Consider the following 20,556-nt stretch of genomic DNA (forward strand, 5'->3'; position numbering starts at 1 on the left):
GGCCGCGATGGCATTTGCAGGTCGCCTGCCAACGCTGCTGGCGCTGTGGTACGCGGCCACCAGCATCGTGGCGATGCTCACCTACCGGCGCGACAAGCGCGCGGCCCGACGCGGCGGGCAACGCACACCGGAAACGACCCTGCACCTCATTGCGCTGCTCGGCGGCTGGCCGGGCGCGTTGCTGGCGCAGGCGATGTTCCGGCATAAATCCAGCAAGGCCGCCTTCCAGCTACGGTTCTGGATCACTGTCGTAGTGAATGTCGCCGTGTTAGTTCTTGCATTGCGCCAGCCTGCAATGATGGCTGCATTACACGCGTTGCTGGAATGAACCGCGCACGTGCGATGCGTGCGTGCAAGAAATCAAAGCTAAGACCTGCAACTCCCCGTCCGCACGACATGGACACGGGTCACCATTTATTCGCTGCTGGCGCATTGAAAGAAATGTATCAGCGCAACGGTTCCAACACACCCGCGCGCATGCGATAGCGCCGCTGCACCACGCCATCGGGCACGCTGTCGTGGGTGATCATCACCAGGCTGCGTTCGCCCAGCGCGGCCGATAGATCCAGCAGCAAGGCGTGCGCGGTATCCACATCCAGGCCGTCGGTGGGTTCGTCCAGCAACAGGATCGCTGCGTCGCGCAGCAATGCACGTGCCAGCGCCAGCCGGCGCGCCTGGCCGGCCGAGAGCGTGGCGCCGTTTTCGCCGACCCGGGTGTCCAGGCCGTTCTGCGCGGTGGCCCAGGCGCGCAGACGCACCTGGTCCAGCACGCTCCACATGGCCGTCTCGCTTGCGCCGGCATCGCCGATGAGCAGGTTATCGCGCACTGTTCCGGCAAACACCGGGGCATTCTGCGGCAGCCAGGCGATGCGGCGATGCCAGTGCGTCTGCGCCACGTGGCGCAGGTCGATACCGGCGTAGGTCACCTGCCCGGCCTGCGGGTCCCACAGCCGCAGCAACAATGCGGACAAGGTGCTCTTGCCGCTGCCGCTGTCGCCGCTGATGGCGATGCGTTCGCCGGGTGCCAGCGTCAGATCGAGCGCCTGCAGCACCGGACGTGCACTGCCCGGCCACGCGAAGCCGACCTGATCCAGCTGCAGCGTGCCGCTGCGTGGCACCTCCACCGGCTGCAGGGGATCGAGCACCGACGGCGCCTGATCGACGATGGACTGCAGGCGCCTGGCTGCAACGCGTGCGCTCTGCAGCGCCTGCAACGCGAGCCCGGCGCCGGCCCAGACTTCCAGCAGCGCCATGGTCAGGAACACCAGCCCGGCCGCCATGTCCGCCGCAATCGAACCGCGTTCGGCCGCGTCCAGTGCCAGCCACAGCATGCCGGCCAGGCCGAGACCGCCGCAGACCGCATGCAGCAGGTTGCCGCCGATCAGCCGGCGGCGCTGCAGGCGATCGCCATCGACCACTGCCGCCGCCGCCGCATAGATTTGATGCAGCCAGGCACCTTGTGCATCCACCGCGGCGAGATCGGCCGCACCTTCCAGCCCCTCGAACGCCTGCGTGCGCAGGGCCGTGCGTTGCCGGGCGCGCAGCTGTTCGCGCTGCGCACCGCCGCGCGCCACCTGCCACGGCACCACACCACCGATGACCACGCCAAGCACCACCAGCAACACGCCAGCTGGCGGATGGATCAGCGCCGCTGCCACCACACCGGCAAGCCAGATGCCGAGCAATGCGCTCAGCGGTGCCAGCGCGCGCACGCTCACGCCATCGACCTCGCCGATGTCGGACATCAACCGCGCCAGCAGATCGCCGGTGCGCGTGGCCGACAAGCGGCCCGGCGCAAGCGGCAACGCGCGGCGGAAGAACCACACGCGCAGATCGCGGGCGATGCGCAGCGTGGCGTCGTGGCCGATCAATTTTTCGCCATAGCGCGAAAAGATGCGCGCGAAGGTCAGCGCGCGGATGCCGGCCGAGGGCGAGAAGAAATTGAAACCGGTGCCCATGCCCGCGACACCGGCCAAGGCGGCGGCGGTCAGAAAGCTGCCGGACAGGCCGAGCAGGCCCACGCCAGCCAGCATGGTGACCAGCACCAGCAGGGCCGACAGCAGCAGGCGCCAGGCATGCCGGCGGAACACGGTGCGCAGACGATCGGGCTGTGCGGTGTTCATGGCTGCTCCGACACCACCGTGGCGCCGCGCAGGTCGATGACCGTGTCGGCCCACCGCATCACCGCAGCGCTGTGCGTGGCCACCACCACCGCGCGGCCGCGTGCGAACACACCCAGCGTGCGCAGCAACTCCGCTTCGGTGTCCGGGTCGAGAAAGGCGGTGGGTTCGTCCAGCAGCAGCAGGTCCGGCTCACGCAGCAACAGCCGTGCCAGGGCCACGCGCCGCGCTTCGCCGCCGGACAGCCCGAAGCCGCGTTCGCCGATCTCCGTGTCCAGGCCCGCGGGCAGCTGCGCGGCAAAGCGCAGCACCTGCGCGGCATCGGCCACCGCGTGCAGGCGCGCCTGGCCGGCCTGCGGATCGGCCAGGCGCAGGTTGTCGGAGATGCTGCCGTGAAACAGGTACGGCCGCTGCGTGGCATAGCCGATGCGGGCATCCGGACGCAGCACCACGCTGCCCGCCTCCGGCGCAAGCCAGCCGGCCAGGCCCTCGAGCAAGGTGCTCTTGCCGCTGCCGCTGGCACCGATCACCGCCACGCGTTGCCCCGGCTGCAACGTCAGCGAAAAATGCGCGACCACGCTGTGTGGCGCGCCCGGCGGCCGCAGCGCAAGATCGCGCGCCTGCAGTAACGGGGCCTGCGCCTGGGCAGGTTCCATCGCGCGCAACGGAGGCACCGGCACCCGCACCGTTGCCGATGGCGGCTCGAATCCTTCCAGCAGACGCTCGGCTTCGGCCACCGCCGCCAGGGCATTGGCGCGGTCGTGGTAATGCGCCGCCAGCCGCCGCAATGGCGCAAAGAATTCCGGCGCCAGCAGCAGGCAGAACATGCCCACGCCCAGCGTCGGCAAGCCGTGCAGATTCAGCATGCCCAGATAGGTCAGGCCGAAGTACAGCGCCACGATCGCCACGCTCACCGAGGCGAAGAATTCCAGCACCGTGGACGACAGGAAGGCGATACGCAGTACCTTGAGCGAGCGCTCGCGCACGCCTTCGGCCGCAGCGGCAATGCCGCTCAACTCGGCCTCGCCGCGGCCATACACGCGCAGCAACCCCAAGCCTTTGAGGCGATCGGCGAAGTGCCCACCCATCCGAGCCAGTTCGCTCAACTGCTCGCGCCCTGCGGCTTCCGCGCCCCAGCCTACCAGCATCATGAAGAACGGGATCAGCGGCGCGGTCAGCAGCAACACCAGGCCTACCACCCAGTCGACCGAAAACACTGCGATCAGGATCAGCGGCGGCACCAGCGTCATTTCGGTGCGCGCGAGCTGGTAGCCGACGAAGTAGCCCTCCAGCGCATCGGTGTGCGCCAGGCTCAGCTCGCCCAGTTCGCCACTGCGTTGCCGACGCAGCCACACCGGCCCGTGCTGTACCAGACGACGCGCGATGCGGGCACGCAGCTCGCGCTTGGCCACATCGGCCACCTCGCCGGTCAGCGACTGCGCCCAGGCGTTGAGCACCGCGCGCCCCACCAGCGCACAGACCAGCCCCGCGCCCACGTCGCGCAACTGCGACAGCGCCAGATGCTGGCCCAGCACCGCCTGCAGCAACCAGGCGATCGCCGCCGCCTGCGCCAGCAGCAGCACGCCAGACACCGCCACCGCCACGCCGGCCAGGCGCCGCGCACGCGTGGCCGGGGCCGCCAGCGCATCCAGCCATTGGCCGCGTTGGCGGCGCTGGGCTGGCGTTTCGCTGGCTCGCACGCTGGGCTGGCTCACATCGCTCTCTGGGAAGACATCGTGTTGCAGGCGATTGTAAGGCGCCACCTCCCGCTCCGGGCTGCGCATTGTGCCGCACCCGCTCGCCACGGCATTGATTTGGATCAACGCGCATGTCGCGGCAAGCGCAGATGATCGGCTGCATTCCTTCATCGACACCCAACCAGGCCACCCCGCCATGATCGACTCGACAGTTGTTGAACTGTCGCGGCTGCAGTTCGCAGTCACCGCGATGTACCACTTCATCTTTCCGCCGCTGACCATGGGCCTGTCGTTCCTGCTCGGCATCATGGAGAGCGTCTATGTGATGACCGGCAAGGAGATCTGGCGGCGCATGACCATGTTCTGGGGCGTGCTGTTCGGCATCAACTTCGCCATGGGCGTGGGCACCGGCATCGTGATGGAGTTCGAGTTCGGCATGAACTGGTCGTACTACAGCCATTACGTCGGCGACATCTTCGGCGCACCGCTGGCGATCGAGGGCCTGATGGCGTTCTTCCTGGAAGCGACCTTCCTGGGCCTGTTCTTCCTCGGCTGGAACCGCCTGAGCAAGGTGCAGCATCTGGCCACCACCTGGCTGGTGGCGCTGGGCAGCAACTTCTCCGCGTTGTGGATTTTGATCGCCAACGGCTGGATGCAGAACCCGACCGGCGCGGTGTTCAACCCGGACACCATGCGCATGGAAGTGGTCGATTTCATGGCGGTGCTGTTCAACCCGGTGGCGCAGGCCAAGTTCGTGCATACCGTCAGCGCCGGCTACGTGCTCGGTGCGGTGTTCGTGATGTCGATCAGCGCGTTCTATCTGCTGCGCGGCAAGCATGTGGAGATGGCGCGGCGTTCGTTCGCGGTGGCTGCCGCGTTCGGCCTGTTGTCCTCGCTGTCGGTGGTGGTGCTGGGCGATGAGAGCGGCTATGCGGCCAACGAACACCAGAAGATGAAGCTGGCGGCGATCGAGGCGATGTGGGAAACCGAAGCCGCGCCGGCCGACTTCACCGCGTTCGGCATTCCCAACCAGCAGACCCATCGCAACGACTACGCGATCAAGATTCCGTATCTGATGGGGTTGATCGCCACACGTTCGCTGGACCAGCCGATCCCCGGCATCCTGGAACTGGTCGGCCGTGCCGAACACCGCATCCGAGGCGGCCAGATCGCCTATGGCGCGCTGGAACGCATCCGCGCCAACAAGGACGATGCCGAAGCGCGCAAGGTCTTCGATGCGCATTGGCAGGATCTGGGCCACGGCCTGCTGCTCAAGCGCTATCGCGACGATATCGGCAATGCCACGCCGCAGCAGATCGCCCAGGCCGCCATGGACACGGTGCCGCGGGTACTGCCGCTGTTCTGGACCTTCCGCATCATGGCCGCCATCGGCATCTACCTGATCGCCTTCTTCGCCATCGCATTCTGGTTCGCCTGCAAGCACAACTTCCAGGACAAACGCTGGTTCCTGACGGTGGCGCTGTGGACCTTGCCGCTGCCGTGGATCGCGATCGAGTGCGGCTGGTTCGTGGCCGAGTACGGCCGCCAGCCGTGGGCGGTGGAAGGCGTATTGCCGACCTTCTATGCCGCCTCGGGACTGGACCTGTACGAAATCGTGTTGACCCTGGTCGGCTTCACCGCGCTGTACACCACGCTGCTGGTGATTGCGATCAAGCTGTCGCTGAAGACGATCCGCAAGGGCCCGGATGCGCTGTTTCCACCGACGCATCGCACCCCGGCACCGCACAACGACTCGCCCCACGCGTCCTCACCCGACGCCCCACTGAGCACCGGCGCGCTGGCCGGCGGCGCACCGTAAGCCAGGAGAGACAATCATGGATTTCATCTTGCTCGACTACACCACATTGCGCGTGATCTGGTGGCTGTTGCTCGGCGTATTGCTGTCCGGTTACGCGGTGATGGGCGGCTTCGATCTGGGCGTCAGCACCTTGCTGCCGCTGGTTGCCCGCAACGATGCCGAACGCCGACTGGTGATCAACACCATCGGCCCGGTCTGGGAAGGCAACCAGGTGTGGCTGATTCTGGGCGGCGGCGCGATCTTCGCTGCATTCCCGCCGCTGTATGCGGTGAGTTTTTCCGGGTTCTACCTCGCGATGTTCCTGATCCTGTTCGCACTGATCCTGCGCCCGGTCGGGTTCAAGTTCCGCGGCAAGCTGGTCGATCAGCGCTGGCGCAACAACTGGGACTGGGCGTTGTTCGTCGGCGGCTGCATTCCGGCGCTGATCATGGGCGTGGCGGTCGGCAATGTACTGCTCGGTGTGCCGTTCCACTTCGACGCCAGCATGCGCATCTTCTACACCGGCAACCTGTTCGGGCTGCTGACGCCGTTCGCGCTGCTCGCCGGCCTGCTCAGCGTGGCGATGTTGATGGCGCATGGCGCAGCGATGCTGGTCCTCAAGACCGACGGACCGGTGGCCGAGCGCGCCGCGCGTTTTGGCAGCATCGCCGCGCTCGGCGCGGTAGCGTTGTTTGCGGCCGCCGGTGCGTGGGTGGCGCTGGGTCTGCCGGGGTATGCAGTGACCTCGGTGCTGGCCACCGATGCGCCGACCAATCCACTCGCCAAGACCGCCGCACTCACCGCGGCCGGCGGCTGGCTGCACAACTACAGCAGCATGCCGGCCACCTTGATCGCACCGCTGGTCGGCCTGGTCGGGCTTGCGATGAATGCGCTGCTGTTGCGTGTACGTCGCGGCGGCCTGGCGTTCATCGCGTCGGGTTGCGCCATCGTCGGCATCGTCTTCACCGTCGGCTTTGCGTTGTTCCCGTTCCTGCTGCCCTCGTCCACCGCACCGAGCGCAAGCCTGACACTGTGGGATGCATCCAGCAGCCGCCTGACGTTGTGGATCATGCTGCTGGCGACCACGCTGTTCATGCCGATCGTGCTGGCCTATACGAGCTGGGTCTATCGCGTGCTCAAGGGCAAGGTCACTGCCGACGAACTCTCGGCCAATCCAAACGCCTACTGAGCATGCCTGCTGCGCGTTGCGACGCAGACCTGCGTCGCGCTCGCAGCAGGCCTTCAACGTCGCACGTATTTCAACGCCTCAAGGAGAACGACAATGTGGTATTTCGCCTGGATTCTCGGCACCGGTCTAGCCGCACTGGCGGCCGTGCTCAACGGCATGTGGTTCGAAGCACGCGAGCGGGAGCGTGGCCAACCGCATCAGTAAAATTATTTTCGATAGGTGCTTGCCGATTTCGCATTCCCTATGTAACATACGCGGCTCCTTCGGGGTGTAGCTCAGTCTGGTAGAGCGCTACGTTCGGGACGTAGAGGTCGCAGGTTCGAATCCTGTCTCCCCGACCAGTTTCAAAACACAAAACCGGCCTCGTGCCGGTTTTGTGTTTTCAGGCGCTGGCGCATGCAGGTGCGCAGCGCGGATGGTCTGTCATGTCCGTTGTCATTGCCGCTGCCTCCCCGTCCGCCCGGTTGCGTGGTCGCGGCCTGGTGCTGGCTGCCATTTTGCTGTCCGCCTTCAACTTGCGTACCGCGGTGACGTCGTTGACGCCGCTGCTGGAACGCATCGCCGACGAGTACGCCTTCGGCGCGCCCACCATGGGGGCGCTCGGCATGTTGCCGACGGCTGCATTCGCATTGACCGGTGTCGCCACGCCGGCCTTGCTGCGCCGCTTCGGTCTGCTGCGCACGGCACTGCTGTCGATGGCATTGGCCAGCCTCGGCCTGGTGTTGCGCCCGCTGCTGCCAGGGACCGCAGGACTCTTGATCGGTTCGCTGGTGGCGCTGGCCGGCATGGGCATGGGCAACGTGGTGTTGCCGCCGCTGGTGAAGCGCTATTTCGGCGATCGCGTCGGCGGCGTCAGCACGCTCTACATCACCGTGCTGCAGGTCGGCACCCTGCTGCCGGCATTGCTGGCGGTACCGGTGGCCGATGCGCTGGGCTGGCGCAGCGCGATGGTGGTGTGGGTGTTGCCGGCACTGCTGGCATTGGCGGCCTGGGCCATGGTGCATACCAACCACCGCCGTCTCCGCGCGACCGGACCGGCACCGGTCACGCCCACGCCCGAAGCCGAAGGCCGCGTGGCACGCACGGCCCTGGGCTGGAGCATGGCGGTGACCTTCGGCATGACCTCGCTGATCACCTATTCGATGTTCACCTGGTTGCCGACGCTGCTGCGCGAAGCCGGCGCCTCGCCCGCGTTCGGCGGCACCATGGTGGCGCTGTTCGCGGCACTGGGCATGGTCGGTGCCTTGACCATGCCGGCGCTGGCGGTGCGCATGCGCAACCCGTTTCCGATCGTGCTGCTGTGCGCGGCCTGCCACCTGATCGCGTTTGCCGGGCTGTGGTGGGCGCCATTGGCCGCACCGATCCTGTGGGTGACGCTGCTCGGCCTGGGGCCGAGCACGTTCCCGCTGGCATTGGTGCTGGTCAATCAGCGCAGCCGCACCGCGGCCGGCTCGGCGGCGCTGTCCGGCTTCTCGCAGGGCATGGGCTATGCGATGAGCTGCCTGGGGCCGTTCCTGTTCGGCTGGCTGCACGCGCACCACGGCGGCTGGACCTCGCCGTTCGTCTTCCTGGTGATCTGCCTCCTGGTGCAGCTGGCGGCTGCCTGGGTGGCCTGCCGCCCGCAGTTGCTGGAAGACGCCTGGGCACCGCCACCGCGCGGCGCGCACGCGGTCAGCGTACCGGCAGACTGATGTAGCTGGCCTGCTGCGGGGTCACATAGACGCGCTGGGTGGCCTTTCGATAATCGCCGGGCTTGGCGAAGAAGATGTTGTCCACGTAGGTCTGCGGATTGCGGTCGTACAGCGGAAACAGGCTGGACTGCACCTGCACCATCACCCGGTGCCCCGGCTGGAAGGTGTGGTTGGCAGTCGGCAGGCCAAACTGGAACGCCAGCGGCTGATTGGACGCCAGTGGCTTGGGCGCGCTGAAACTCTCGCGATAGCGGCCACGGAAGATCGCCAGCGATACCGGCAACTCGTAGCCGCCCATCTTGGGACTGGACGCCATCTCGTCCGGATACACGTCGATCAGTTTCACCACCCAGTCGCTGTCGCTGCCGCTGGTGGAGGCCTGCAGATGCACTTCAGGTGCGCCGGCGATCTGCAAGGGTTCGGTCAGCGGCTCGGTGACGAAGCTCAGCACGTCCGGGCGGCCGTCGACGAAGCGCTGGTCCTGCACCAGCCAGGTGGTCCACATGCTGCGATCGCCGAAGTCCACCGGGCGCGGCACGAACGGCACCGGCTTGGCCGGGTCGGCCACGTACTCCTCGAAACTCGGCTGGCCTGCCGCCGGCCGCTGGAACGACAGCTTGCCGCCGGCCTGCAGGTACAGCGGTTTGCTGCTCGACGCACAGCCCTTGGCGCAGCTACGCGGCCAGGCCTGCAGACGGTCCCAGTGATTCTCTCCGGTGTTGTAGATGAACACCGGCGGCGTGCTCGCCTTGGGCGCGCCATCGACCAGGTATTGATCGAAGAACGGGCGCAGTACGTCGTGACGGAATTGGCGCGCGGTATCGCCGTCGAAATTCAATGCGCCCAGCGCGCTGCCGTCGTAGTTGACCTGGCTGTGCCGCCACGGCCCCATCACCAGGTAGTTGAGCGTATTGCTGCGGTCGCGCGTCTCCATCGCCGCGTAGCTATGGATGGCGCCCCACATGTCCTCCTGGTCCCACAGCCCCTGCAACCACATGGTCGGCACCTTGAGCGGGGTGCGCGCCATCACCTTGTCCAGCGCCTGCTCCTGCCAGAACGCGTCGTAGGCGGCGTGTTCGGTGAGCTTGTGCCACCAAGGCAGCTGTTCCAGGCCGGCAACCTTGGCGAAATCGCCCGCCGAGCCGGCGCGCAGCAGGTTGCTGTAGTCGTCGTGGCCCTGGCGCGCGATGGCGATGCCCTTGCCGCGCTGGATGAGCTGGCCGGTGAAATAGTCGAAGTTGACCTGGCGGAACGCCCCATAGTTGAACCAGTCGTCGCCCATCCAGCCGTCGATCATCGGGCTTTCCGGCACCGCGACCTTGAGCGCCGGATGCGGGTTGGTCAACGCCATCACCACGGTGAAGCCTTCGTAGGACGAGCCGATCATGCCGACCTTGCCGTTGGACTCCTTCACGTTTTTCACCAGCCAGTCGATGGTGTCCCAGGCATCGGTGGCATGGTCGACTTCGCTGGGATTGAGCGCACCGCGCAGCGGCCGGGTCATCACGTAATCGCCTTCGGAGCCGTACTTGCCGCGCACGTCCTGGATCACGCGGATATAACCGCCTTCCACGAACACGTCGTCGCCTTGCGCGAGCAGATCCTTCATATGCGGCGAGGCCATGCGCTCGGTGCGTCCGCTGGCGTTGTACGGCGTGCGCGTCAGCACCATCGGCGCGTTGCGCGCGCCCTTGGGCAGCACGATCACCGTGTGCAGCTTGACCCCGTCGCGCATCGGGATCATCACTTCGCGCTTGATGTAGTCGTTGGCGGCATCGCTCGCCACGAACGGCTTGCCGGTGATGTCCGGCGTCATCGGCGAGGTTTGCGCCAGCGCGCTGCCGGCGGCGGCGGCAATGGCGGTGGCGAGCAGGCAGGCGGCAAAACGGCGCATCGACGACTCCGGAACGTGCGGGGGCAATCGTCGACTGTAGGCAGGGCGCGGCCTGCCGGGGGAGTGTCAAAGGTCGTGGTTGCCGGGGTGGCTGGTCTGCGCTTCGCCGATCAGTGCCGTACCTGGCCTTCGCCACGCACCACGAAACGCTCCACGGTGAGCGCTTCAAGTCCCATCGGGCCGTAGGAATGCAGACGCGTGGTGGAGATGCCGATCTCCGCACCCAGGCCGAGCTCGCCGCCGTCGGAGAAGCGCGAGGAGGCGTTGACCATCACCACGGCCGAGCGCAGCGATTGCACGAAGTGCTCGGCATTGGCGGCATCCTGGGTGGCGATCACTTCGGTGTGGTCCGAGCCGTACCGGCGGATATGTGTCAGCGCGGTGTCCAGATCCGGCACCACGCGGATCGCCAGGATCAGATCGAGGAATTCGGCGGCGTAATCCTCGTCGCTGGCTGCGCCAATATCGGGCAACAGTGCGCGCGTTGTCGCATCGCCACGCAGTTCCACCTTGCGCTCGCACAGGGCTTGCGCGGCCAGCGGCAGAAAGCGTGCGGCGATGTCGGCATGCACCAGCAAGGTCTCCAGCGCATTGCAGGCCGACGGCCGGCTGGCCTTGCCATCGACCAGCAGACGCACGGCCAGGTCCACGTCCGCCGATGCATCCACGAACAGATGGCACACGCCCTTGTAATGCTTGATCACCGGCACGCGCGCGTGCTCGGCGACGAAGCGGATCAGCCCCTCGCCACCACGCGGAATCGCCAGATCGACGATATCGCTGAGTTGCAGCAGCTCCAGCATGGTCTCGCGGCGCAGATCCTCGACCAGCGTCAATGCCGCTTCCGGCACGCCGGCCTCGCGCAAGGCGCGCTGCAGGGCGCGCGCAATCGCGGTGTTGGAATGGATCGCTTCCGAGCCGCCACGCAGGATCACGCCATTGCCGGCCTTGATGCACAGCGCTGCCGCATCGGCGGTCACATTCGGTCGCGCTTCGTAGATCATCGCGATCACCCCCAGCGGCACGCGCACCTTCTGCACGACGATGCCATTGGGGCGGACGTCCTCGCGCGTGACCTGCCCGACCGGATCGGGCAACTGCGCAACCTCGCGCAAGGCTGCGGCGATGCCGTCCAGGCGCCTGTCGTCCAGTGCCAGCCGATCCAGCATCGCAGTACCCACGCCCTTCTCGCGCGCCGCCTGCAGATCGCACGCATTCGCCGCCAGGATCACTGCCGCATCCTGTTCCAGCGCGGCCGCCATCGCCTCCAGCAAGGCCTGCTTGGCAGATGTGGACAGTTGCGACAGCACTTGCGCGGCATCACGGCATTGCAGGGCGAGGGATTTGATGGTCATTGTGGAATCGGGAGTGGGGAATCGGGAATGGTAAAAGCGCGCACCACCACTTTACTGCGACGGAATCGGCAGCGGGAAAGTTGGCTGGAAACGCTCTTGCGATTCCCCATTCCCGAATCCCAATTCCCCGCTACAAAAGCACCAAATCATCGCGATGCACCACGTTCTCGCCGTAGCTGTAACCGAGCACGGGCTCGATCTCGCGGGAGTGGCGGCGGGCGATACGGCGGACATCCACTGCCGAATACTGGCTGACGCCGCGTGCCAGACAGCGCTCGCCGGCGTCGTCGCGCAGGCGGATCTCCACCATGTCGCCACGCCGGAAGTCGCCTTGCGCACCGGCCACACCGCCCGGCAGCAGCGAGGCGCCCTTGTCGGTCAATGCGGTGGCGGCGCCGGTATCGATCAGGATCGCGCCCGCTTCCACCGGGGCGTGACGCAGCCAGTATTTGCGGGCGGCGATGCGCGTGCGCGCGGCATGGATACGCGTGCCATGCAGGCGATCCTGCGCCAGGGCGCGCACCACATCGCCATTGCGGCCATTGAACAGATAGGTTTCGATGCCCGCCGCGCCGGCCTTTACGGCGGCTTCCAGCTTGGTGCGCATGCCGCCGGTGCCGACGCTGCTGCCGCTGCCGCCGGCCATCGCCAGCACCTCGGCAGTGAGTTCGGGCACCTCGTCGAGCGGCCGCGCCCGCGGATTGCTGCGCGGGTCGGCACTGTACAGCCCGTCGATATCGGTGGCGATGAACAAGGCATCGGCATCGACCAGGGCGGCGACGATCGCGGCCAGGTTGTCGTTGTCGCCCAGCTTGAGCTCGTCCACCGACACGGTGTCGTTTTCGTTGATCACCGGCAGCGCGCCCAGCCGCAATAATTCGCCCAGAGTGGCGCGTGCGTTGAGATAGCGGCGGCGGTTACGCAGGTCGTCGTGGGTGAGCAACACCTGCGCCACCGGGCGTTCGAAAAAGCGCTGCCAGAGCGCGATCAACTGCGCCTGCCCCAGCGCAGCCAGCGCCTGGCGCGCGGCGATCGGTGCACCGGCTTCGGCAGCTTTGGGCAGGATCGCCCGCCCGGCCGCCACCGCGCCCGACGACACGATCACCAGCTCGCGCCCGGCGGCCAGATTGGCCGACACGAATTGCGCCAGCCCCAATGCAAAGCGCGGCGACAGGCCACCGCCATCGGCGGCCAGCAGGCTGCTGCCGACCTTGAGCACTGCGCGTCGCCACGGCGGCAGCGCTTGCTCGGTAAACGACGCAGCAGTGGCGATGGGCGTGCTCATGGCGACAACCTGCTCAGTGCGTGTTCCACTCATGGACGGTCAGCGTGGAGGCATCGCGCAGCACCAGCGGATCGCGCGCGACGATCTGCTGAGCGGCGGCAAGGCTAGCGACGTTGATCAGCACGTACGCACCGCCGCTGCGATCGCTGAAACCACCGGTCAATTCCAGCTGCCCGGCGTCGCGCAAGGCCTGCAGAAACTCCAGATGCGGCTGCACCACATCGGCAGGGAAATCCGGCTTGCGCATCGCCAGCACCAGATAACGCGTGGCCATCAGCTTGCGCCCTTGTCAGCGGCGGCGGCCGGTGTGCGCTCGCTGCGACCGTGCGGTGCGGAGATCACCAGGAAGCGCGCTTCCACCTCGGACAGATTGTGCATCTGATGGGTGCTGCCAGGCGGCACATGCAGGCCCTGCCCGATGCCGAGCACGTGCTGCTCGCCATCCAGTTGCAGCATCACCTCACCGGCCAGCACGTAGAAGAAATGCCGTGCGCGGCTGTGCCGGTGGCGCAGCTCAGCAGCGCCGGGCGGCATGCGCTCTTCCAGCACGCTCAGGTTGGGGTCGCGCAGCAGATGCCAGCCCTCGCAGGACTCGCCCCAGGGATAATGTTCTGCAGTGTCGGTACTGATCACGGCCATCAGCGCAGCGCCTCCCAACGGGCACGCAGGAGGTCCAGCTGCAGATCCGCGGCGGCGCCTGGCGAGACGCGTGCGGCCAGGCTGCCTTCCGGCGTGCGGCCCTGCCCCGCGGTGTCGGCCGATTCCGCCGCGGCCTTGTAGGCCTCACGGAACGGCACGCCGGCAACGGCCGCTTCCACCGCCACATCGGTGGCGTACATGCCCGAATCGATCGCCGCACGCAGTTTGTCCGGGCGCCATTCCAGATTGGCCAGCAAGGCCGGCAGCAGTTCCAGCGCCGCCAGGCCGCGGCCGAAGCCGTGCACGATCGCGCCCTTGCTGCTCTGCAAGTCGCGGTGATAGCCCGACGGCAGCGACAGCAGCTGCTCGATCTCGGTGCGCGCGGCGGCCACGCTGGCGTGGGTGGCGCGCATCAGTTCGATCACGTCGGGGTTGCGCTTGTTCGGCATGATCGAGCTGCCGGTGGTGTATTGCGCAGGCAACGCGACGAAGGCGAACTCGCCGCTGGTGAACAACGACAGATCCCAGGCAATCCGGCGCAGGTCCAGCGTTGCGCTGCCGAGGGCTTCGAGCGCGGCCAGTTCGTACTTGCCACGCGAGAGCTGTGCATAGATCGGCGACACCTGCAGCCGTGCAAAACCCAGCTCGGCTGTGGTGTGTGCACGGTCCAGCGGCAGATTGACGCCGTACCCGGCCGCGGTGCCGAGCGGATTGCTGTCCACCAGACGCAGGGTGTCGGTCGCACGCACCGCATTGTCGATAAAGGCCTCGGCCCAGCCCGCCCACCACATGCCGGCCGAGGAGACTACCGCACGCTGGATATGCGTATAGCCCGGCACCGGCAACTCGGCTTCTGCCTGCGCACGGTCCAGCGCCACCTTGGCGATCTCCGCGCCAAGCTCGGCCACGCGTTGCAGCTTGTCCTTCAACCACAGGCGGGTGGCGACCAGGATCTGGTCGTTACGGCTGCGCCCGGTGTGGATCTTGCGGCCGGCATCGCCCAGCCGTTCGGTCAGGCGCGCTTCGATCGCCGAATGGCAGTCCTCGTAGCGCTCGTCCAGCACGAACGCGCCACTGCGGAAATCGGCCGCCAGCAGGTCGAGCTGTTCGCTCAGTCCGCCCAGCTCCTGCAGCGACAGGATGCCGATGTGCTGCAGCCCCTGCGCATGCGCCTTGCTGGCGGCGATGTCGTACAGGAAGAACTCGCGGTCCAGGATGACGTCGTCGCCGGCCAGGAAGCTCTGGATCTTGGCGTCCACCGCCACGCCGGGTTTTTGCCACAACAGATTGGTCATCGGAAAGCGTCTCGAGTAAGTCGTCCAGTTAAACACCCGCACATGGATGTGCGGGCTTTTGCGAGGGACTCGCATCTTGAACCCCCGCACATGGATGTGCGAGCTCTTGCGAGGGACTCGCATCAACGAATTGCGGTCAATTCGTCCCAGCCCAATGCCAGGTTGAGATTCTGCATCGCCTGCGTCGCCGCGCCCTTGAGCAGGTTGTCCAGCGTGGCCACCACCACCACCCGCTTGTTGCCCGGCGCCAGCGTCACGCCACCGATCTGCACGCCATGCTTGCCGGCGATGCGGCTGACCCACGGCGCTTCATCGACGATCTCGATCAGCGGCTCGTCGGCGTAACGCTGCGTGTAGCGCGCCTGGATCTGCTCGCGCGTCAGCGCTTGCTGCAGCCACAGGTTGACGGTCATGGTGATGCCGCGGAAATGCGGCGCCACATGCGGCATGAACTCCACCGGCACGCCGAGCTGCGCAGAGACTTCGCGCTCGTGCATGTGGTTGGTCAGCGCATACGGCATCAGGTTATCGGCCAGCAACTCGGGGTTGTTCTTGTCCGACGGCGTGGTGCCCGCACCGGAATACCCGGACACGCCGAAGCACTGCGGCGGGCCGGCCAGTTGATCGAGCAATGGCGCGATCGTCAGCTGCATCGCGGTGGCATAGCAACCCGGGTTGCTGATACGCCGCTGCCCGGCGTAGCTACCGCGCGTCAGCTCCGGCAGCCCGTAATACCAGGTCGGATCGAAGCGGTAATCGGCCGACAGATCGATCAACAGCGTCTGTGGCCTGGCCGCATCGATCACGGCGACGAAGGGCTCGGCCTTGCCGTTGGGCAATGCCAGGATCACCACGTCTGCGGCCTTGGCGGCCACCGCCTCGGCATCCAGGCTCTCGTAACGCAGCTCGCCGCGATACGCAGCGTTGTGATCGGCCACCGGCTGCCCGGCCAGTTCGCGCGAGGACACGAAGACCAGCTGCAGATGCGGGTGTGCCACCACCAGCTTGATCAATTCTGATCCGGTATGCCCGCGGGCACCGACGATGCCGATGGTCGTTGCTTGAACAGTCATGCGTTTGCTTCCAGGCGGAACTGCAGGTGGCGTTTGACCCCGGCCCATTCCGTATCGGTGATGGAGAACACCACGGTATCGCGCGGCGTGCCGTCAGGGTGACGGGTGTGATTGCGCAGCACGCCGTCCTGTTTTGCACCGAGCCGCGCAATCGCCGCGCGCGAGGTGTGATTGAACCAGCTGGTCTCGAATACCACGCTCAGGCAGCGCAGCGTTTCGAAGGCGTGTTGCAACAGCATCCGCTTGGTGTCGGTATTGACGCCGCTGCGCTGCACGCGCGGCGCGTACCAGGTGTAGCCGATCGACAGCTTGGGTACTGTCGCATCCAGCCCGTAATAGCGCGTGCAGCCGACGATCCCACCGGCCGCATCGCGCACCACGTAAGGCAGCACCAGCCCATCGGCTTGCGCAGCCAAGGCTGCGCCCACGTAGTCGTCCACCTGCGCCGGTGCCGGCACGCCGGTGTACCACAGCCGCGACAAGGCCCCGTCGCCCAATGCGGCACGCAGACCATCGGCATGCGCAGCCTGCAGCGGTTCCAGCATGGCGTGTTGCCCGCATAGCGTCGGCAACTCGCGCCAGCGCGGCGGCAAGGGAATGGGTGCCATCCGGCTCAGCCCAGCAGCGTCGGCTGGCGCGTCGCACAATGCGCCACGCAGTGCTGGATCTGCTCGAAGGTCTCCAGCCCGTACCAGAACACCTTCCACTTCTCCTGCTTGATGCAGCCGTCGGACTCGGCGTAGTAGAAAATGTTGACCTGATTGTTGTGACGCGAGCGCCAGAACAGCTGCGGAGTTTCCTCGCGCATCACGTTCCACACTGCACGCCCCAGGCCTTCGCCCTGCGCATCGTCGAGCACGGCGAACTTGTCCAGGTAGATCAGCGCGCTTGCACCCAGCATGCCTTCGTCGGTGAGGATCACCGCGGCGCGGTAGTTCTCGCTGACATAGGCGCGCAGCAACCTGGTGTTGCTGAAGTAATCGGGCACCAGCGTGCGGCCGAAGCTGGATTCGATCAGGGTCCTGAGCCGCGGCAGATCCAGTTCGTCCCACGCGGTCGCACGCAGCACACGTTCGCCGCGCCGCACCAGCGTGCCCGAGCCTTTGTGCGTGAACAGCTCCTTGGCCAGATCCGCCGGCCGGGTGATCGATACCGACGATTCCAGCGGCAGGCGATCGAGCAAGTCCTTGATCTGTTCGATCTTGACCCGCATCCCGCCATTGATCCACGGCTGCTCCATCAGATGATCGAACTCGGTGGACAGGTTGATCGAATCGATCACCTTGCCATCGGCATCCAGCAAACCGCCGGTGCCGGTGAGGAAGATGATCTTGTACGGCTGTAGCTCCTGTACCAGTTCGTTGGCGGCAAAATCCGCGTTGATGTTGAGGATCTGCCCGCTCGGCGTCTCGCCCAGGCTGGTGATCACCGGGATCGAGCCGGCCTGCAGGCTGGCTTCGATCGGCGCCAGATTCACCGCCTTGACCTCACCGACCAGGCCGTAGGTGTCGCGATCCAGATACTGCGCTTCGAACACACCGCCGGTGATCGAGGTCGCACGCGCGCCATTCTGCTGCAGCGCCTCGACCAGCTTGAGGTTGGAGGCCTGGAACACCTTGCGCACGATCGCCAGGGCTTCGGGCGAGGTCACCCGCAGGCCGTTGACGGTGCGCTTGTCGATGCCGGCCGCAGACAGTTCGGCATCCAGCTGCGGGCCGGCCCCATGCAGCACGATCGGGGTCAGGCCCACTTCCTGCAGGAACGACAGCGACGAGGTCAGCGCGTCCAGGTCGTCGCGCAGCACCGCGCCGCCCACCTTGACTACCGCAAAGCGTTTGGCATCCAGCTGCGAGAAACGCTTGAGGTACTGGCTGATTTCCTTGGCGCTGGCCATGCTCGAAAGCAGGCGCACGATGGTCTGGCGGGTCTGTTTGTGGGGCTGTGCGGAAAGGGACATTGCCGTGATCGAAGAGAGGGATGGCCGCGCCAGGCGCGGAACGCGGCTTCAGTTGCAGCCGTTGATGATGCGATGGACCGACTCGGCGTAACGCTGCAACTGCGCAAGCGTCACGAACTCGTCGGCGGTGTGCGCCTGGGCGATATCGCCCGGTCCGTACACCAGTGCGGTATAGCCACCGGCCGAGAACAGCGAGGCCTCGGTCCAGAAATCCACTGCATTGCCGATCGGCAGGTCCAGCGCATCGGCGACATCGCGTGCGGCCAGGCGGCGTTCCTCGGCACGCGCGATGTCGCCGGACGGCAGGCTCGGCCCGCGAAAGGTTTCTTCGAACTGCGCTGCCGCAGGATCGGCAAAGCCGGCAAACGTCGCCAGCAAGCCGTCCACGTCCATCGACGGCAACGGACGAAAGCCGAAACGCAGCTCGGCCGCCGGCGCGATCATGTTGGCCTTGATGCCACCCTCGACCCGACCGATGTTGAAACGCAGGCCGGTCAGGCCGCCGAAGCGCGCATGCGCCAGCGACTCGACATGCTCCAGCGCCCTGCCGCCCCAGCGCATCGCCTGGTGCAGCGCACTGGCGGATGGATCCTGCTTGCCCGACGCATGCCCGGCACGCCCGGCAAAGTGCATCAGCACCGAGCTGATCCCGCGATGCGCCAGCACCGCCTCGCTCATGGTCGGCTCGGCGACCAGCACCGCCTCATACGGCAATCCGCGCGCCAGGAGCGCGGCGATGCAGCGCGGGTCGTTGGCCTCCTCGTCGGAGGAAAACAGGAATGCCGCATCGCCCTGCCCGGCATTGGCCGCCGCCACCAGCGCCGCTGCCGCCCCCTTGATGTCGCAGACGCCCAGACCGATCACACGATCGTCGGCGCGCCGCATCACGTGCGGATCGGCACTCCAGTGCGGCGAATCCGGCACCGTATCCAGATGCACGTTGAACAGGTACTTGGGCGCACCGCGCACCGCATACAGGCTTACCGCACCGGCACCGTGGTCGATCACCTCGACCTGGAAACCCGGCAGCTGCGTGCGCAGATAATCGAAGATGCCGCCCTCGGCAGCGATTGCTCGCGGCGGATTGCGGGTGTCGAAGGACACCAGCTCCTGCAGATGCGTCAGTGTGTTGTCGAGCAGTGTGGTCATTGATCGCGTCTTGATTGCATCGGCCAGCGTGTGGTCGGTCTTTACTAATGCCCATCTGGCCCTTCCCCCGCCTGCGGGGGAAAATGCCCGACAGGGCGGATGGAGGCATGCGGCGGGTCGCCCTCATCCGGCGCTACGCGCCACCTTCTCCCGCACGCGGGAGAAGGAAGATGCGGGCTGCCTGCGGAGCGGTCGCCTCAGCGATTCACCTGCGCATACAGCGTCGAGCTCATCCCGAACAGCTTGATGAAGCCTTCCGCCTCTTCCACGCCCCAGTCGGCCGACTGCGCATAGGTCGCGCCCTTGGTGTTGAGCAGATGCGGCGAACGCACCGCCACCGCATCGACGCGGCCGCCGCGGGTTTCCAGCGTGACCTCGCCATTGACCTTGGCCTGCGACGACTTCAGGAACGCCTCGATATCGGTCTTGAGCGGGTCGTGATAGAAGCCTTCGTACACCAGCTCCACCCACTTGCGCGCCACGTCCGGCTTGAAGCGGTTCTGCTGCTTGGTCAGCACCGCATCTTCCAGCGCGCGGTGCGCGGTCAGCAGCGAAATCAGGCCGGGCGCTTCGAACACGATGCGGCCCTTCAAACCGATCACGGTGTCGCCGGTATACACGCCGCGGCCCACGCCGTAGGGCGCAAACAGCTTGTTGAGCTGGGCCAGGATCTGCTCGCCCGGCAGCGTCTTGCCGTTGAGCGCGACCGCCTCGCCTTCGACGAACGTCAGGGTGACGGTCAGCGCCTCGGCCGGCCACTCGCTGCGCGGCGCACACCAGCCACGCGCACCTTCACCCGGCGCTTCCCAACGGTCGATCTCGCCGCCGGACATGGTCAGCCCGAGCAGGTTCTCGTTGATGGTGTAGGCCTGCTGCTTGGCGCGCACGCCGAAGCCGCGCTCTTCCAGATACTTCTGCTCGTAGGCGCGGGTCTGGGTGTGCTTCTTCTGGATCTCGCGGATCGGCGCCACGATCTGGTAGTCGCCCAGCGCCTTGACCGCCAGATCGAAGCGCACCTGGTCGTTGCCCATGCCGGTGCAGCCGTGGGCGATGCTACGCGTGCCCAGTTCCCCGGCGCGCTTGAGCGCGGCATCGACGATCAGATAACGGTCGGACACCAGCAACGGGTACTGACCCTGATAGCCCTCGCCCGCCCACACGAACGGCTTGACGAAGCCCTGCCAGATGGCCGGACCGCCATCGACGGTGACATGGCTGGCGGCACCGAGTTCGGCCGCGCGCTTTTCGATGAAATCACGCTCCTCGGCATCCACGCCGCCGGTATCGGCAAACACGGTGTGCACCGCATAGCCCTGCGCCTGCAGATATGGAATGCAGAAGCTGGTGTCGAGGCCGCCGGAGAAGGCGAGAACGATATCTTTGCTGCTCATGACGAAGATCCTGGGGGGAAGGT

The 20,556-nt window shown here is 66.5% G+C and carries 18 protein-coding genes and 1 tRNA gene; 6 read left to right on the forward strand and 13 right to left on the reverse strand.

The window, feature by feature from the left end:
- Positions 1-7 precede the first annotated feature (7 nt).
- Complete coding sequence (locus tag XaplCFBP3123_RS07855) at positions 8-328, forward strand: DUF1294 domain-containing protein (protein WP_253254158.1); 321 nt, start codon at positions 8-10, stop codon at positions 326-328.
- Between the two features lie 118 nt (positions 329-446).
- Here the strand turns inward: XaplCFBP3123_RS07855 and cydC are convergent, their stop codons facing one another.
- Both cydC and cydD read right to left on the reverse strand, forming a co-directional pair.
- Positions 447-2,123: a thiol reductant ABC exporter subunit CydC gene (cydC, locus tag XaplCFBP3123_RS07860; protein WP_104533538.1), complete on the reverse strand. Its 1,677-nt coding sequence runs from the start codon at positions 2,121-2,123 to the stop codon at positions 447-449.
- Positions 2,120-3,883: a thiol reductant ABC exporter subunit CydD gene (gene cydD / locus XaplCFBP3123_RS07865; protein WP_429001618.1), complete on the reverse strand. Its 1,764-nt coding sequence runs from the start codon at positions 3,881-3,883 to the stop codon at positions 2,120-2,122. Before cydD ends, cydC begins: the two co-directional genes overlap by 4 nt.
- A 130-nt stretch (positions 3,884-4,013) precedes the next feature.
- Here cydD and XaplCFBP3123_RS07870 point away from each other — a divergent pair, with 130 nt between their 5' ends.
- The 5 genes from XaplCFBP3123_RS07870 (at position 4,014) to XaplCFBP3123_RS07890 (ending at position 8,495) form a co-directional block, all read left to right on the forward strand.
- Positions 4,014-5,636 carry a cytochrome ubiquinol oxidase subunit I gene (locus tag XaplCFBP3123_RS07870; protein WP_104533810.1) on the forward strand — a complete coding sequence of 541 codons (1,623 nt, stop codon included), beginning with the start codon at positions 4,014-4,016 and terminating at the stop codon, positions 5,634-5,636.
- A 16-nt stretch (positions 5,637-5,652) separates the two neighbouring features.
- On the forward strand, positions 5,653-6,804 hold the full coding sequence (cydB, locus tag XaplCFBP3123_RS07875; RefSeq protein ID WP_104533540.1) for a cytochrome d ubiquinol oxidase subunit II: 1,152 nt from the start codon (positions 5,653-5,655) through the stop codon (positions 6,802-6,804).
- A 93-nt stretch (positions 6,805-6,897) separates the two neighbouring features.
- A complete protein-coding gene (gene cydX, locus XaplCFBP3123_RS07880) occupies positions 6,898-7,008 on the forward strand; it encodes a cytochrome bd-I oxidase subunit CydX (protein WP_104533541.1) in 111 nt (36 codons plus the stop codon).
- A gap of 60 nt (positions 7,009-7,068) precedes the next feature.
- Positions 7,069-7,145: transfer RNA gene (locus XaplCFBP3123_RS07885), tRNA-Pro, on the forward strand.
- A gap of 123 nt (positions 7,146-7,268) precedes the next feature.
- Positions 7,269-8,495, forward strand: a complete 1,227-nt coding sequence (locus tag XaplCFBP3123_RS07890) for a CynX/NimT family MFS transporter (RefSeq protein ID WP_172453180.1) — start codon at positions 7,269-7,271, stop codon at positions 8,493-8,495.
- On the opposite strand, the gene XaplCFBP3123_RS07895 is transcribed toward XaplCFBP3123_RS07890, so the two are convergent.
- The 11 genes from XaplCFBP3123_RS07895 to XaplCFBP3123_RS07945 all read right to left on the reverse strand — a co-directional run bounded on the left by XaplCFBP3123_RS07895 (position 8,476) and on the right by XaplCFBP3123_RS07945 (position 20,533).
- Positions 8,476-10,389 carry a CocE/NonD family hydrolase gene (locus XaplCFBP3123_RS07895; protein WP_104533543.1) on the reverse strand — a complete coding sequence of 638 codons (1,914 nt, stop codon included), beginning with the start codon at positions 10,387-10,389 and terminating at the stop codon, positions 8,476-8,478. The two genes, XaplCFBP3123_RS07890 and XaplCFBP3123_RS07895, sit on opposite strands and share 20 nt — an antisense overlap.
- Before the next feature lie 110 nt (positions 10,390-10,499).
- On the reverse strand, positions 10,500-11,744 hold the full coding sequence (locus XaplCFBP3123_RS07900) for a glutamate-5-semialdehyde dehydrogenase (protein ID WP_104533544.1): 1,245 nt from the start codon (positions 11,742-11,744) through the stop codon (positions 10,500-10,502).
- Between the two features lie 130 nt (positions 11,745-11,874).
- Positions 11,875-13,029 carry a glutamate 5-kinase gene (gene proB / locus XaplCFBP3123_RS07905; protein WP_104533545.1) on the reverse strand — a complete coding sequence of 385 codons (1,155 nt, stop codon included), beginning with the start codon at positions 13,027-13,029 and terminating at the stop codon, positions 11,875-11,877.
- Positions 13,030-13,042: 13 nt separating this feature from the next.
- Positions 13,043-13,303 (reverse strand): YciI family protein, encoded by a 261-nt coding sequence (locus XaplCFBP3123_RS07910; RefSeq protein WP_104533546.1) that lies wholly within the window; start codon positions 13,301-13,303, stop codon positions 13,043-13,045.
- Entirely contained in the window at positions 13,303-13,668 is a 366-nt protein-coding gene (locus XaplCFBP3123_RS07915; protein WP_172453151.1) for a cupin domain-containing protein, read from the reverse strand. The genes XaplCFBP3123_RS07910 and XaplCFBP3123_RS07915 overlap by 1 nt, the downstream gene beginning before the upstream one ends.
- A complete protein-coding gene (locus tag XaplCFBP3123_RS07920) occupies positions 13,668-14,963 on the reverse strand; it encodes an argininosuccinate lyase (RefSeq protein ID WP_104533547.1) in 1,296 nt (431 codons plus the stop codon). The genes XaplCFBP3123_RS07915 and XaplCFBP3123_RS07920 overlap by 1 nt, the downstream gene beginning before the upstream one ends.
- A 122-nt stretch (positions 14,964-15,085) precedes the next feature.
- Complete coding sequence (gene argC / locus XaplCFBP3123_RS07925) at positions 15,086-16,036, reverse strand: N-acetyl-gamma-glutamyl-phosphate reductase (RefSeq protein WP_104533548.1); 951 nt, start codon at positions 16,034-16,036, stop codon at positions 15,086-15,088.
- Entirely contained in the window at positions 16,033-16,644 is a 612-nt protein-coding gene (locus XaplCFBP3123_RS07930) for a GNAT family N-acetyltransferase (RefSeq protein ID WP_104533549.1), read from the reverse strand. The genes argC and XaplCFBP3123_RS07930 overlap by 4 nt, the downstream gene beginning before the upstream one ends.
- 5 nt (positions 16,645-16,649) lie before the next feature.
- The gene (locus tag XaplCFBP3123_RS07935) at positions 16,650-17,993 is read right to left on the reverse strand and encodes an acetylglutamate kinase (protein WP_104533550.1); all 1,344 of its coding nucleotides are present in this window, start codon (positions 17,991-17,993) and stop codon (positions 16,650-16,652) included.
- A 48-nt stretch (positions 17,994-18,041) separates the two neighbouring features.
- On the reverse strand, positions 18,042-19,142 hold the full coding sequence (locus XaplCFBP3123_RS07940) for an acetylornithine deacetylase (RefSeq protein ID WP_104533551.1): 1,101 nt from the start codon (positions 19,140-19,142) through the stop codon (positions 18,042-18,044).
- Positions 19,143-19,339: 197 nt separating this feature from the next.
- On the reverse strand, positions 19,340-20,533 hold the full coding sequence (locus tag XaplCFBP3123_RS07945) for an argininosuccinate synthase (protein ID WP_104533552.1): 1,194 nt from the start codon (positions 20,531-20,533) through the stop codon (positions 19,340-19,342).
- Positions 20,534-20,556 lie beyond the last annotated feature (23 nt).

Source organism: Xanthomonas arboricola pv. populi, from assembly GCF_002939945.1.
In the GTDB taxonomy this organism is placed as follows: domain Bacteria; phylum Pseudomonadota; class Gammaproteobacteria; order Xanthomonadales; family Xanthomonadaceae; genus Xanthomonas; species Xanthomonas arboricola_A.

Excerpts from the sequence above, each read along its gene's own strand:
- XaplCFBP3123_RS07855 (WP_253254158.1), top strand. The coding sequence starts at position 8 with ATGGCATTTGCAGGTCGCCTGCCAACGCTGCTGGCGCTGTGGTACGCG.
- cydC (WP_104533538.1), bottom strand. The coding sequence starts at position 2,123 with ATGAACACCGCACAGCCCGATCGTCTGCGCACCGTGTTCCGCCGGCAT.
- XaplCFBP3123_RS07870 (WP_104533810.1), top strand. The coding sequence starts at position 4,014 with ATGATCGACTCGACAGTTGTTGAACTGTCGCGGCTGCAGTTCGCAGTC.
- cydB (WP_104533540.1), top strand. The coding sequence starts at position 5,653 with ATGGATTTCATCTTGCTCGACTACACCACATTGCGCGTGATCTGGTGG.
- cydX (WP_104533541.1), top strand. The coding sequence starts at position 6,898 with ATGTGGTATTTCGCCTGGATTCTCGGCACCGGTCTAGCCGCACTGGCG.
- XaplCFBP3123_RS07895 (WP_104533543.1), bottom strand. The coding sequence starts at position 10,389 with ATGCGCCGTTTTGCCGCCTGCCTGCTCGCCACCGCCATTGCCGCCGCC.
- XaplCFBP3123_RS07900 (WP_104533544.1), bottom strand. The coding sequence starts at position 11,744 with ATGACCATCAAATCCCTCGCCCTGCAATGCCGTGATGCCGCGCAAGTG.
- proB (WP_104533545.1), bottom strand. The coding sequence starts at position 13,029 with ATGAGCACGCCCATCGCCACTGCTGCGTCGTTTACCGAGCAAGCGCTG.
- XaplCFBP3123_RS07910 (WP_104533546.1), bottom strand. The coding sequence starts at position 13,303 with ATGGCCACGCGTTATCTGGTGCTGGCGATGCGCAAGCCGGATTTCCCT.
- XaplCFBP3123_RS07915 (WP_172453151.1), bottom strand. The coding sequence starts at position 13,668 with ATGGCCGTGATCAGTACCGACACTGCAGAACATTATCCCTGGGGCGAG.
- XaplCFBP3123_RS07920 (WP_104533547.1), bottom strand. The coding sequence starts at position 14,963 with ATGACCAATCTGTTGTGGCAAAAACCCGGCGTGGCGGTGGACGCCAAG.
- argC (WP_104533548.1), bottom strand. The coding sequence starts at position 16,036 with ATGACTGTTCAAGCAACGACCATCGGCATCGTCGGTGCCCGCGGGCAT.
- XaplCFBP3123_RS07930 (WP_104533549.1), bottom strand. The coding sequence starts at position 16,644 with ATGGCACCCATTCCCTTGCCGCCGCGCTGGCGCGAGTTGCCGACGCTA.
- XaplCFBP3123_RS07935 (WP_104533550.1), bottom strand. The coding sequence starts at position 17,993 with ATGTCCCTTTCCGCACAGCCCCACAAACAGACCCGCCAGACCATCGTG.
- XaplCFBP3123_RS07940 (WP_104533551.1), bottom strand. The coding sequence starts at position 19,142 with ATGACCACACTGCTCGACAACACACTGACGCATCTGCAGGAGCTGGTG.
- XaplCFBP3123_RS07945 (WP_104533552.1), bottom strand. The coding sequence starts at position 20,533 with ATGAGCAGCAAAGATATCGTTCTCGCCTTCTCCGGCGGCCTCGACACC.